The following is a 13,683-nucleotide window of genomic DNA, read 5'->3' as shown; positions in this document are numbered from 1 at the left end:
AAGCCAAAGACCGCTGGTCGTCGTCGTGCGCGCTCAGAGCGCCGTCGGCCGAAGGATCCGCTCGCTGCGGACGACCCGCGCAGGTGATTGAGGAAGAACTCCCGGTGCGCCGTGCGTGCTCCGGTCGAGGTGACGCCCCATGCGCCTGCGCTGGGGCGTTTGTCGTGTTCAGCCCCTTCCGAGCGGTCCTCATCACCCGGAAGGAGGCCGAGGCTCATGGCGAGGGAACAGGTCGCTCCCGACAAGATCGCAGCCGTCGACGAGATCACGAACAAGTTCCGTGACTCCAACGCCGCTGTGGTCACCGCGTACACCGGACTCTCCGTGGCCCAGCTCAGGCAGCTGCGCCGTGCACTCGGTGAAAACGCTCAGTACCGTGTGGTGAAGAACACGCTGACCAAGATCGCGGCCAACGAGGCCGGGATCAACGAGCTCGACGAGTTCCTGACGGGCTCCTCGGCCGTGGCCTTCGTGACCGGTGACCCGGTCACGGCGGCGAAGGGTCTTCGTGACTTCGCCAAGGAGAACCCCGCCCTCGTGATCAAGGGCGGAATCGTCGACGGCACGCTGTACGGTGCCGACGACCTCAAGAAGCTTGCGGACGTCGAGTCCCGCGAGGTGCTGCTCGCCAAGCTGGCCGGTGGCATGAAGGCGTCCATGGCCAAGGCCGCGGCGACCTTCCAGGCCCCGCTCTCGAAGTTCGTCCGCACCGCGGACGCGCTTCGCAGCAAGGTCGAAGAGCAGGGCGGTGCCGACACCACGGCTCCCGCCGAGACCGAGTCCGAGTAGTTCCGGGGCGCGGCGCACCCGGTGGTCCGCTCCGGCGGGGTACCGCGCACCGGTCGCCTCAGCTCACTCACCGTATTCGGTCACAGCGGGCCGTAAGCCCGCCGACATATTGATCCGGCACCAGCCGACTGAAGTGGAAGGACCACAACCATGGCGAAGCTCAGCCAGGACGAACTGCTTGCCCAGTTCGAAGAGATGACCCTCATCGAGCTGTCGGACTTCGTGAAGAAGTTCGAGGAGAAGTTCGACGTCGAGGCCGCCGCCCCGGCCGCCGCCGTCGTCGCGGCCCCGGGCGCCCCGGTTGCCGAGGCCGAGCCCGAGCAGGACGAGTTCGACGTCGTCCTGACCGGCGCCGGCGACAAGAAGATCCAGGTCATCAAGGTCGTGCGCGAGCTGACCTCGCTGGGTCTGAAGGAGGCCAAGGAGCTCGTGGACGGCACCCCGAAGCCGGTCCTCGAGAAGGTCGCCAAGGACGCCGCCGACAAGGCCAAGGAGTCCCTCGAGGGCGCCGGCGCGTCGGTCGAGGTCAAGTGACCCGTACTCGCTGAGCCGTCGGCTCACCGAGTCAGCACTGCGGACCGCGGGCTACTCCGCACGGGGTAGCCGTGCAGCGAAGGGCGATCACCCAGACGGGTGGTCGCCCTTCGCCTTTGCTCGACGGTCGCGTGCCGCGCGGGCCTCGGCGGGTATGGTGATCTTCGTTGTCCCTGAGGCCCTTGACGAACGGCACGCAGCGCGTAATTCTCGGGGCGCGTCGTCACATCGATCCGAACTCCGAGGCATGGATCGGCGGCGAAGCGGGAAGTGTTGCGGCAGGCACGACGAGCCGTGGCAGGCGCGTCCACCCTGGCGAATCGAGGCCGCCGGGGACCGGGCGGGACGGAGCAGAACAATCGCAGGAGGTGGAGACCGGGGCGTGAGCCGGTTTCCCGTCATCCTTACTGGACATCAGTGGGCCTTGTGGCTACACTGACCCTTTGCGCTGCCTATTAGCTGCCCCCTGCCCGTCACCAGGGGCACCGGTATGCGTGTAGAGAGTCCGAGCCCTCGGAAGGACCCCCTCTTGGCCGCCTCGCGCACTGCCTCGACTGCCAATTCGAACAACGGCGCCAGCACTGCCCCGCTGCGTATCTCTTTTGCGAAGATCAGGGAGCCCCTCGAGGTTCCGAACCTCCTCGCGCTCCAGACCGAGAGCTTTGACTGGCTGCTCGGCAACGACGCCTGGAAGGCTCGCGTCGAGGCCGCGCTGGACAGCGGACAGAACGTCCCCACCAAGTCCGGTCTGGAGGAGATCTTCGAGGAGATCTCGCCGATCGAGGACTTCTCCGGGTCGATGTCGCTGACCTTCCGCGACCACCGCTTCGAGCCCCCCAAGAACTCGATCGACGAGTGCAAGGAGCGCGACTTCACGTACGCGGCTCCGCTCTTCGTCACCGCGGAGTTCACCAACAACGAGACCGGCGAGATCAAGTCGCAGACGGTCTTCATGGGCGACTTCCCGCTCATGACCAACAAGGGCACCTTCGTGATCAACGGCACCGAGCGTGTCGTCGTCACCCAGCTCGTCCGGTCCCCGGGTGTCTACTTCGACTCCTCGATCGACAAGACCTCCGACAAGGACATCTACTCCGCCAAGGTCATCCCCTCCCGCGGTGCCTGGCTGGAGATGGAGGTCGACAAGCGCGACATGGTCGGTGTCCGCATCGACCGCAAGCGCAAGCAGTCCGTCACCGTCCTGCTCAAGGCGCTCGGCTGGACCACCGAGCAGATCCTGGAGGAGTTCGGCCAGTACGAGTCCATGCGCGCCACCCTGGAGAAGGACCACACCCAGGGCCAGGACGACGCGCTGCTCGACATCTACCGCAAGCTGCGCCCGGGTGAGCCGCCGACCCGCGAGGCCGCGCAGACGCTGCTGGAGAACCTCTACTTCAACCCGAAGCGCTACGACCTGGCCAAGGTCGGCCGGTACAAGATCAACAAGAAGCTCGGCGGTGACGAGCCGCTGGACTCCGGCGTGCTGACCACCGCCGACATCATCGCCACGATCAAGTACCTGGTGAAGCTGCACGCGGGCGAGACCGAGTCGCAGTCCGCCGAGGGCGACACGATCGTCATCGAGACCGACGACATCGACCACTTCGGCAACCGCCGGCTGCGCAACGTCGGCGAGCTGATCCAGAACCAGGTCCGTACGGGGCTCGCCCGTATGGAGCGCGTGGTGCGCGAGCGGATGACCACGCAGGACGTCGAGGCGATCACGCCGCAGACCCTGATCAACATCCGGCCGGTCGTCGCCTCCATCAAGGAGTTCTTCGGCACCAGCCAGCTCTCCCAGTTCATGGACCAGACGAACCCGATCTCCGGGCTCACCCACAAGCGGCGCCTCAACTCGCTGGGCCCGGGTGGTCTCAGCCGGGAGCGGGCCGGCTTCGAGGTCCGTGACGTGCACCCCTCGCACTACGGCCGGATGTGCCCGATCGAGACGCCGGAAGGCCCGAACATCGGCCTGATCGGCTCGCTCGCCTCCTACGGCCGGCTGAACCCCTTCGGTTTCGTCGAGACCCCGTACCGCCAGGTGGTCGAGGGCGTCGTCAGCGACGAGGTGCACTACCTCACCGCCGACGAGGAGGACCGCTTCGTGATCGCCCAGGCGAACGCGCCCCTCACCGAGGAGATGCGGTTCGCCGAGGACCGGGTGCTGGTCCGCCGCCGTGGCGGCGAGGTCGACCTGATCCCGGGCGACGACGTGGACTACATGGACGTCTCGCCGCGCCAGATGGTGTCGGTCGCGACCGCCATGATCCCGTTCCTGGAGCACGACGACGCCAACCGCGCTCTGATGGGGTCGAACATGATGCGGCAGGCCGTGCCGCTCATCAAGGCCGAGTCCCCGCTGGTCGGCACCGGCATGGAGTACCGCTGCGCGGTCGACGCCGGCGACGTCATCAAGGCCGAGAAGGACGGTGTCGTCCAGGAGGTCTCCGCCGACTACGTCACGGTGGCCAACGACGACGGCACGTACAACACCTACCGGGTCGCCAAGTTCACCCGCTCCAACCAGGGCACCTCCTTCAACCAGAAGGTGCTCGTGGACGAGGGCGCCCGCGTCATCGAGGGCCAGGTGCTGGCCGACGGCCCGTCCACCGACGAAGGTGAGATGGCGCTCGGCAAGAACCTGCTCGTGGCCTTCATGCCGTGGGAGGGCTACAACTACGAGGACGCGATCATCCTCAGCCAGCGGCTGGTGCAGGACGACGTCCTCTCCTCGATCCACATCGAGGAGCACGAGGTCGACGCCCGCGACACCAAGCTCGGCCCCGAGGAGATCACCCGGGACATCCCGAACGTCTCCGAGGAGGTCCTGGCCGACCTCGACGAGCGCGGCATCATCCGCATCGGCGCCGAGGTCGAGGCGGGCGACATCCTCGTCGGCAAGGTCACCCCCAAGGGCGAGACCGAGCTGACCCCCGAGGAGCGGCTGCTGCGCGCGATCTTCGGTGAGAAGGCGCGCGAGGTCCGCGACACCTCGCTGAAGGTGCCGCACGGCGAGACCGGCAAGGTCATCGGCGTCCGGGTCTTCGACCGCGAGGAGGGCGACGAGCTGCCGCCCGGCGTCAACCAGCTCGTGCGGGTCTACGTCGCCCAGAAGCGCAAGATCACCGATGGTGACAAGCTCGCCGGCCGACACGGCAACAAGGGCGTCATCTCGAAGATCCTGCCGGTCGAGGACATGCCGTTCCTGGAGGACGGCACCCCGGTCGACGTGATCCTCAACCCGCTGGGTGTCCCCTCCCGGATGAACCCGGGCCAGGTCCTGGAGATCCACCTGGGCTGGCTGGCCTCCCAGGGCTGGAAGGTCGAGGGCTCCGAGGAGTGGATGCAGCGCCTGCAGACCATCGGTGCCGACGAGGTCGCCCCGAAGACCAACGTGGCGACGCCGGTCTTCGACGGCGCCCGCGAGGACGAGATCGCCGGTCTGTTCCAGGCCACGCTGCCCAACCGGGACGGCGACCGGATGGTCCAGCCCTCCGGCAAGGCGCACCTCTTCGACGGCCGCTCCGGCGAGCCGTTCCCGGACCCGATCTCGGTCGGGTACATGTACATCCTCAAGCTGCACCACCTGGTCGACGACAAGCTGCACGCCCGCTCGACCGGTCCGTACTCCATGATCACCCAGCAGCCGCTGGGTGGTAAGGCCCAGTTCGGTGGCCAGCGCTTCGGTGAGATGGAGGTGTGGGCCCTGGAGGCGTACGGCGCCGCGTACGCGCTGCAGGAGCTGCTGACCATCAAGTCCGACGACGTCACCGGCCGCGTGAAGGTCTACGAGGCCATCGTCAAGGGCGAGAACATCCCCGAGCCGGGCATCCCCGAGTCCTTCAAGGTGCTCATCAAGGAGATGCAGTCGCTCTGCCTCAACGTCGAGGTGCTGTCCTCGGACGGCATGTCGATCGAGATGCGTGACACCGACGAGGACGTCTTCCGCGCGGCGGAGGAGCTCGGAATCGACCTGTCCCGGCGCGAGCCGAGCAGCGTCGAAGAGGTCTGACGGAGTCGGCCGGGGCGCGCTCCGCGTGTCCCGGCCCTCCCCGCGACCCCGTTCAGACCATTGACACACGACCCTGAGAGGGATTGACGAGAGTGCTCGACGTCAACTTCTTCGACGAACTGCGAATCGGCCTGGCCACCGCTGACGACATCCGTCAGTGGTCGCACGGCGAGGTCAAGAAGCCGGAGACCATCAACTACCGCACTCTCAAGCCCGAGAAGGACGGACTCTTCTGCGAGAAGATCTTCGGTCCGACCCGGGACTGGGAGTGCTACTGCGGCAAGTACAAGCGCGTCCGCTTCAAGGGCATCATCTGCGAGCGCTGCGGCGTCGAGGTGACCCGCGCCAAGGTGCGCCGTGAGCGGATGGGCCACATCGAACTGGCCGCGCCCGTGACCCACATCTGGTACTTCAAGGGTGTTCCCTCGCGGCTGGGCTACCTGCTCGACCTGGCCCCGAAGGACCTGGAGAAGGTCATCTACTTCGCGGCGTACATGATCACGTATGTCGACGAGGAGCGCCGCACCCGCGACCTGCCCTCCCTGGAGGCGCACGTCGGGGTGGAGCGCCAGCAGATCGAGCAGCGCCGCGACTCCGACCTGGAGGCCCGCGCCAAGAAGCAGGAAGGCGACCTGGCCGAGCTGGAGGCCGAGGGTGCCAAGGCCGACGTGCGCCGCAAGGTGCGCGAGGGCGCCGAGCGCGAGATGAAGCAGATCCGCGACCGCGCCCAGCGCGAGCTGGACCGGCTGGACGAGGTCTGGAACCGCTTCAAGAGCCTCAAGGTGCAGGACCTGGAGGGTGACGAGCTGCTCTACCGCGAGCTGCGCGACCGCTTCGGGACCTACTTCGACGGCTCCATGGGCGCCGCCGCGCTGCAGAAGCGCCTGGAGACCTTCGACCTGGACGAGGAAGCCGAGCGGCTCCGCGAGATCATCCGCACCGGCAAGGGCCAGAAGAAGACCCGTGCGCTGAAGCGGCTCAAGGTCGTCTCCGCGTTCCTGCAGACCAGCAACAGCCCCAAGGGCATGGTGCTGGACTGCGTGCCGGTCATCCCGCCGGACCTGCGTCCGATGGTGCAGCTGGACGGTGGCCGGTTCGCCACCTCCGACCTGAACGACCTGTACCGCCGGGTGATCAACCGGAACAACCGCCTGAAGCGGCTTCTCGACCTCGGCGCGCCCGAGATCATCGTCAACAACGAGAAGCGGATGCTCCAGGAGGCCGTCGACGCGCTGTTCGACAACGGCCGCCGCGGCCGTCCGGTCACCGGTCCGGGCAACCGCCCGCTCAAGTCGCTGTCCGACATGCTCAAGGGCAAGCAGGGCCGCTTCCGGCAGAACCTGCTGGGCAAGCGCGTCGACTACTCGGCCCGTTCGGTCATCGTCGTCGGCCCGCAGCTCAAGCTGCACCAGTGCGGGCTGCCCAAGGCGATGGCGCTGGAGCTGTTCAAGCCGTTCGTGATGAAGCGGCTGGTGGACCTCAACCACGCGCAGAACATCAAGAGCGCCAAGCGCATGGTCGAGCGCGGCCGCACGGTCGTCTACGACGTGCTGGAAGAGGTCATCGCGGAGCACCCGGTGCTGCTCAACCGGGCGCCGACCCTGCACCGCCTCGGCATCCAGGCGTTCGAGCCGCAGCTCGTCGAGGGCAAGGCCATTCAGATTCACCCGCTCGTGTGCACCGCGTTCAACGCGGACTTCGACGGTGACCAGATGGCCGTGCACCTGCCGCTGTCCGCGGAGGCGCAGGCCGAGGCCCGCATCCTGATGCTGTCCTCGAACAACATCCTCAAGCCGGCCGACGGCCGGCCGGTGACGATGCCGACGCAGGACATGGTCCTGGGGCTGTTCTTCCTCACCACCGACGAGGAGCAGCGCGTCACCAAGGGCGACGGCCGCTCGTTCAACTCCACCGCGGAAGCGATCATGGCGTTCGACGCCGGGGAGCTGTCGCTCCAGGCGAAGATCGACATCCGGTTCCCGGTCGGCACCACTCCGCCGCTGGGCTGGACCCCGCCGGCGCCGGAGGAGGGCGAGCAGGAGTGGCAGCCCGGTGACCCGTTCCGGCTGCACACCTCGCTGGGCCGGGCGCTCTTCAACGAGCTGCTGCCCGAGGAGTACCCGTTCGTCGACTACACCGTGGGCAAGAAGCAGCTCTCCCAGATCGTCAACGACCTGGCCGAGCGCTACCCCAAGGTCGTCGTCGCCGCTGCGCTGGACAACCTGAAGTCGGCCGGTTACTTCTGGGCGACCCGCTCGGGTGTCACCATCGCGATCACGGACGTCGTCGTCCCGGACGCCAAGCCGGAGATCATCGCCGGCTACGAGGCCCAGGACGAGAAGGTCCAGAAGCAGTACGAGCGCGGTCTGATCACCAAGGACGAGCGCACGCAGGAGCTCATCGCCATCTGGACCAAGGCGACCAACGAGGTCTCCGAGGCGATGAACGAGAACTTCCCGAAGACGAACCCGATCTTCATGATGGTGGACTCGGGCGCCCGAGGGAACATGATGCAGATGCGGCAGATCGCGGGTATGCGCGGTCTGGTGTCGAACGCCAAGAACGAGACCATCCCGCGTCCCATCAAGGCGTCCTTCCGCGAGGGCCTCTCCGTGCTGGAGTACTTCATCTCCACGCACGGTGCCCGTAAGGGTCTCGCCGACACGGCGCTGCGTACGGCCGACTCGGGTTACCTCACCCGGCGTCTGGTGGACGTCTCGCAGGACGTGATCATCCGCGAGGAGGACTGCGGGACCGACCGCGGCCTCAAGCTGTCCATCGCCTCCAAGGGTGAGGACGGCGTGCTGCGCAAGGCGGAGGACGTCGAGACCAGCGTGTACGCGCGCTGCCTCGCCGAGGACATCGTCGTCGACGGCATGGTGCTGGCCCCGGCCGGTACCGACCTGGGCGACGTGCTCATCGACGAGCTGGTCCGGCACGGCATCGAGACCGTCAAGACCCGGTCGATCCTCACCTGCGAGTCGCAGGTGGGCACCTGCGCCATGTGCTACGGCCGCTCGCTGGCCACCGGCAAGCTGGTCGACATCGGCGAGGCCGTCGGCATCATCGCGGCCCAGTCGATCGGTGAGCCCGGCACCCAGCTGACGATGCGTACCTTCCACACCGGTGGTGTGGCCGGTGACGACATCACCCAGGGTCTGCCGCGTGTGGTCGAGCTGTTCGAGGCCCGGACGCCCAAGGGTGTCGCGCCGATCTCCGAGTCGGCCGGCCGGGCGCGGATCGAGGAGACGGAGAAGACCAAGAAGGTCATCGTCACCCCGGACGACGGCTCGGACGAGACCTCCTACGCGGTCTCCAAGCGGGCCCGCCTCCTGGTGGGCGAGGGCGACCACGTCTCCGTCGGCCAGCGGCTGACCGTCGGTACGGAGAACCCGCACGACGTGCTCCGCATCCTCGGCCAGCGCGCGGTCCAGGTGCACCTGGTGGGCGAGGTCCAGAAGGTCTACAACTCGCAGGGTGTGTCGATCCACGACAAGCACATCGAGATCATCATCCGGCAGATGCTGCGCCGGGTGACGATCATCGAGTCCGGCGACGCCGAGCTGCTGCCCGGCGAGCTGGTGGAGCGCACCAAGTTCGAGGGCGAGAACCGGCGCGTGGTGCAGGAGGGCGGCCACCCGGCCTCCGGCCGTCCGCAGCTCATGGGTATCACCAAGGCGTCGCTGGCCACCGAGTCGTGGCTGTCGGCGGCGTCGTTCCAGGAGACGACCAGGGTCCTGACCGACGCGGCGATCAACGCCAAGTCGGACTCCCTGATCGGGCTCAAGGAGAACGTCATCATCGGTAAGCTCATCCCGGCCGGTACGGGCCTGTCCCGCTACCGCAACATCCGGGTCGAGCCCACCGAGGAGGCGAAGGCCGCGATGTACTCGGCCGTCGGATACGACGACATCGACTACTCGCCCTTCGGCACCGGCTCCGGCCAGGCGGTCCCGCTGGAGGACTACGACTACGGGCCGTACAACGCCTGAGGTCGCCTGCGCCCGAGTCGCCGCCGGATACGGCGGATGACGGAGGTATCCGCCGCGGGGCGGTCACCCGAGAGGGGTGGCCGCCCCGCGGTCGTTCTCCGGCCCGCGGTATCGGCACCGGCCGAACCGTCCGCGGACCGCCCGCGTCATGGATGATGGAGGGGACGGTAAGCGAGCTGGGAGGTGGGGGCCGGTGGCGTACGGACCGTGGAATACCCGGGGTGTCCCGGGCCAGGGGCAGCAGCCCGGTCTTGTCCCGAGTCAGGGCCACGGTCCGGGGGCGTTTCCGGCCCAGGGCCAGCAGGTGGCCCAGATGCGCGCCGCGCACACGGACCGGGAGCGGGCGATCGACGTGCTGAAGGCCGGCTTCACCGAGGGCCGGCTGGGGCAGGACGAGTACGAGCAGCGGCTGGCCCGCGCCGCGCACGCCCAGACGTACGGGGAGCTGAACATGCTCATCGCGGATCTGCCGCAGGGGCCGGTCCCGATGCCGTCGCAGCAGCCCGCCTATCCGGTGGTGCCGCGCACCTTCCTGCCGCCGCCCCCGCCGAGCACCAACGGTTCGGCGATCGGCGCGCTGGTCTGCGGCATCCTGACGCCGATGTACGGGCTGACGGCGATCCCCGCGGTGATCCTCGGGCACAAGGCGCGGGCCGAGATCCGCAGGACGGGGGAGCAGGGCGCGGGTCTGGCGATGGCGGGTCTGGTGCTCGGCTGGGTGGCCATCGGGGTGTTCCTGGCCGTCGTGTTCGGGGTGATCCTGGCGACAGCGTGACGGGTTCCGGAGCCGTCGGCGGGCCGGTGGGGGGCGCAGCGGTACGGCGCGTCGGCTCGGGGGGCGGCCCGGTGCCCTTCTTCTCGCAGGTCGGGGGCGCTATCGTGGCGGCCCCATTTGTTTTGACCCCAGCCCATGCGGTAGGTACCCTCAATTCCTGTGCCTGGGGTGTCCCCTGCGCTGTTGTCCCCCGCGAACGCGGTGACGGTGCGCGCAGCAGGTGATACCGGGATCTGCATGCTTCTCACCATGGAGAAGTCTTCCGCCCTCAGCGGGGATCTGCAGTCTTCGACACACCCGACCTCGTGGGTCGGGTATGGCCCAGGTTAGCTTTACCGAGACTGGCACACAGAAACCGGAGAAACGGTGCCTACGATCCAGCAGCTGGTCCGCAAGGGCCGGCAGGACAAGGTCGAGAAGAACAAGACGCCCGCACTGGAGGGTTCGCCCCAGCGCCGCGGCGTCTGCACGCGTGTTTTCACGACCACCCCGAAGAAGCCGAACTCGGCCCTGCGCAAGGTCGCCCGTGTGCGCCTGACCAGCGGGATCGAGGTGACCGCCTACATTCCGGGTGAGGGTCACAACCTGCAGGAGCACTCCATCGTGCTCGTGCGTGGTGGCCGTGTGAAGGACCTGCCGGGTGTTCGCTACAAGATCATCCGCGGCTCCCTCGACACGCAGGGCGTCAAGAACCGCAAGCAGGCTCGCAGCCGCTACGGCGCCAAGAAGGAGAAGTAAGAATGCCTCGTAAGGGCCCCGCCCCGAAGCGCCCGGTCATCATCGACCCGGTCTACGGCTCTCCTCTGGTGACCTCCCTCATCAACAAGGTGCTGCTGAACGGCAAGCGCTCCACCGCCGAGCGCATCGTCTACGGCGCCATGGAAGGGCTGCGCGAGAAGACCGGCAACGACCCGGTCATCACGCTGAAGCGCGCGCTGGAGAACGTCAAGCCGACCCTCGAGGTCCGCTCCCGCCGCGTCGGTGGCGCCACCTACCAGGTTCCGGTCGAGGTCCGCCCCGGCCGTTCCTCCACGCTCGCGCTGCGCTGGATCGTGGGTTACTCCCGCGCCCGCCGTGAGAAGACCATGACCGAGCGTCTGATGAACGAGCTGCTCGACGCCTCCAACGGGCTCGGCGCCGCCGTGAAGAAGCGCGAGGACACGCACAAGATGGCCGAGTCCAACAAGGCCTTCGCGCACTACCGCTGGTAGTCGCTACCCCCATCGAGACCGAGAGAAGACTGAAGCCTTATGGCTACCACTTCACTTGACCTTGCCAAGGTCCGCAACATCGGGATCATGGCGCACATCGACGCGGGCAAGACGACGACCACCGAGCGGATCCTCTTCTACACCGGTCGCAGCTACAAGATCGGCGAGGTCCACGACGGCGCTGCCACGATGGACTGGATGGAGCAGGAGCAGGAGCGCGGCATCACGATCACGTCGGCCGCGACGACCACTCACTGGCCGCTCAACGGCGTCGACTACACCATCAACATCATCGACACCCCGGGCCACGTCGACTTCACCGTCGAGGTGGAGCGTGCGCTGCGCGTGCTCGACGGTGCCGTGACGGTGTTCGACGGTGTCGCCGGTGTGGAGCCGCAGTCCGAGACGGTCTGGCGGCAGGCCGACCGCTACGGCGTTCCGCGTATCTGCTTCGTCAACAAGCTCGACCGCACCGGCGCCGAGTTCCACCGCTGCGTGGACATGATCGTGGACCGCCTGGGTGCGGTGCCGCTGGTCATGCAGCTGCCGATCGGCACCGAGGCGGACTTCAAGGGCGTCGTCGACCTGGTGTCGATGAAGGCCTTCGTCTGGTCGCCCGAGGCGAAGATGGGCGAGATGTACGACACCGTCGACATCCCGGACACCCACGTCGAGGCGGCCGAGGAGTGGCGCGGCAAGCTGCTCGAGGCCGTCGCGGAGAACGACGAGGAGATGATGGAGCTGTACCTGGAGGGCGAGGAGCCCACCCAGGACCAGCTCATGGCGGCGATCCGCCGGGTCACCCTCGCCTCCACCGGCGCCGAGGGCACCATCACCGTCACCCCGGTGTTCTGCGGTACCGCGTTCAAGAACAAGGGCGTCCAGCCCCTGCTCGACGCGATCGCCCGCTACCTGCCGGCCCCGATCGACGTCGAGGCCGTCGAGGGTCAGTCCCCCAAGGACGCCGACGAGGTCATCAAGCGTCGGCCCTCCGAGGAGGAGCCGATGTCGGCGCTGGCGTTCAAGATCGCCAGTGACCCGCACCTGGGCAAGCTGACCTTCCTGCGCGTCTACTCGGGCCGGCTGCACACCGGTACCCAGGTCCTGAACTCGGTGAAGGGCCGCAAGGAGCGCATCGGCAAGATCTACCGGATGCACGCGAACAAGCGTGAGGAGATCGAGTCGGTGGGTGCCGGCGACATCGTCGCCGTCATGGGTCTGAAGCAGACCACCACCGGTGAGACCCTCAGCGACGCGAGCAACCCGGTGATCCTGGAGTCGATGGACTTCCCGGCCCCGGTCATCGAGGTCGCCATCGAGCCCAAGTCGAAGGGCGACCAGGAGAAGCTGGGCGTCGCGATCCAGCGGCTGGCCGAGGAGGACCCGTCCTTCCAGGTCAAGACCAACGAGGACACCGGCCAGACGATCATCGCGGGTATGGGCGAACTGCACCTCGACGTGCTGGTCGACCGTATGAAGCGCGAGTTCAGGGTCGAGGCCAACGTCGGTAAGCCGCAGGTCGCCTACCGCGAGTCGCTCCGCAAGAAGGTCGAGAAGGTCGACTACACCCACAAGAAGCAGACCGGTGGTTCCGGTCAGTTCGCGAAGGTGCAGATCGCCGTCGAGCCGCTTGAGGGCGACGGGTACGAGTTCGTCAACCAGGTCACCGGTGGCCGTATCCCGCGGGAGTACATCCCGTCCGTGGACGCGGGCTGCCAGGAGGCCATGGAGTTCGGTGTGCTGGCCGGCTACCCGCTGACCGGTGTCCGTGTGACGCTGCTCGACGGTGCCTTCCACGACGTCGACTCCTCCGAGATGGCATTCAAGATCGCCGGTTCCATGGCGTTCAAGGAAGCCGCCCGGAAGGCGAGCCCGGCCCTGCTGGAGCCGCTGATGAAGGTCGAGGTGACGACGCCCGAGGACTACATGGGCGACGTGATCGGTGACATCAACTCGCGGCGCGGCCAGGTCCAGTCGATGGAGGAGCGGGGCAACGCGAAGCTCGTCACCGGCCTGGTACCGCTGTCGGAGATGTTCGGCTACGTCGGAGACCTGCGCAGCAAGACCTCCGGCCGTGCGACCTACTCCATGCAGTTCGACTCCTACGGCGAGGTTCCCAAGAACGTCGCCGAGGAGATCATCGCGAAGGCCAAGGGCGAGTAACCCACTCGTCCAGGGGCGGGGAGGACACCCGTCCTCACCCCTTAGGCTTGAGCAAAGGCATTCGGGGCACTCCGGTACAGATCGCTCGGTCGCCGAAGCGGACTGTGCCGGGGCGCCCCGGCCGCCGGCCCACCCAAGCGAACAGGTCAAGGGCATCCCCCTCGGGGTCCTGACCGGTTCGGTACGACCACCTGAACCCCTCCGCAA

8 protein-coding genes are annotated in these 13,683 nt (G+C 67.5%); all 8 read left to right on the top strand.

Going from position 1 to position 13,683, the window contains the following annotated elements:
• Positions 1-216: 216 nt before the first annotated feature.
• The 8 genes from rplJ (at position 217) to fusA (ending at position 13,476) form a co-directional block, all read left to right on the top strand.
• Positions 217-789, top strand: a complete 573-nt coding sequence (gene rplJ, locus A949_RS0105390) for a 50S ribosomal protein L10 (protein WP_019354985.1) — start codon at positions 217-219, stop codon at positions 787-789.
• A 150-nt stretch (positions 790-939) separates the two neighbouring features.
• Positions 940-1,323, top strand: coding sequence for a 50S ribosomal protein L7/L12 (rplL, locus tag A949_RS0105385; RefSeq protein ID WP_019354984.1), 384 nt, complete (start codon positions 940-942; stop codon positions 1,321-1,323).
• A 529-nt stretch (positions 1,324-1,852) separates the two neighbouring features.
• Positions 1,853-5,335, top strand: coding sequence for a DNA-directed RNA polymerase subunit beta (rpoB, locus tag A949_RS0105380; protein WP_019354983.1), 3,483 nt, complete (start codon positions 1,853-1,855; stop codon positions 5,333-5,335).
• A gap of 92 nt (positions 5,336-5,427) precedes the next feature.
• Positions 5,428-9,327, top strand: a complete 3,900-nt coding sequence (locus A949_RS0105375) for a DNA-directed RNA polymerase subunit beta' (protein ID WP_019354982.1) — start codon at positions 5,428-5,430, stop codon at positions 9,325-9,327.
• A gap of 313 nt (positions 9,328-9,640) precedes the next feature.
• Entirely contained in the window at positions 9,641-10,102 is a 462-nt protein-coding gene (locus tag A949_RS0105370; protein ID WP_019354981.1) for a DUF1707 and DUF4190 domain-containing protein, read from the top strand.
• A 366-nt stretch (positions 10,103-10,468) separates the two neighbouring features.
• Positions 10,469-10,840 (top strand): 30S ribosomal protein S12, encoded by a 372-nt coding sequence (rpsL, locus tag A949_RS0105365; protein ID WP_003948652.1) that lies wholly within the window; start codon positions 10,469-10,471, stop codon positions 10,838-10,840.
• Between the two features lie 2 nt (positions 10,841-10,842).
• Entirely contained in the window at positions 10,843-11,313 is a 471-nt protein-coding gene (gene rpsG, locus A949_RS0105360; protein WP_019354980.1) for a 30S ribosomal protein S7, read from the top strand.
• 39 nt (positions 11,314-11,352) lie between these two features.
• On the top strand, positions 11,353-13,476 hold the full coding sequence (fusA, locus tag A949_RS0105355; protein ID WP_026004364.1) for an elongation factor G: 2,124 nt from the start codon (positions 11,353-11,355) through the stop codon (positions 13,474-13,476).
• Positions 13,477-13,683 lie beyond the last annotated feature (207 nt).

Source organism: Streptomyces sp. AA1529 (genome assembly GCF_000280905.1).
GTDB lineage: Bacteria > Actinomycetota > Actinomycetes > Streptomycetales > Streptomycetaceae > Streptomyces.
The sequence above is the reverse complement of the archived record's forward strand: the minus strand, read 5'-3'. Positions and strand labels throughout refer to the sequence as shown.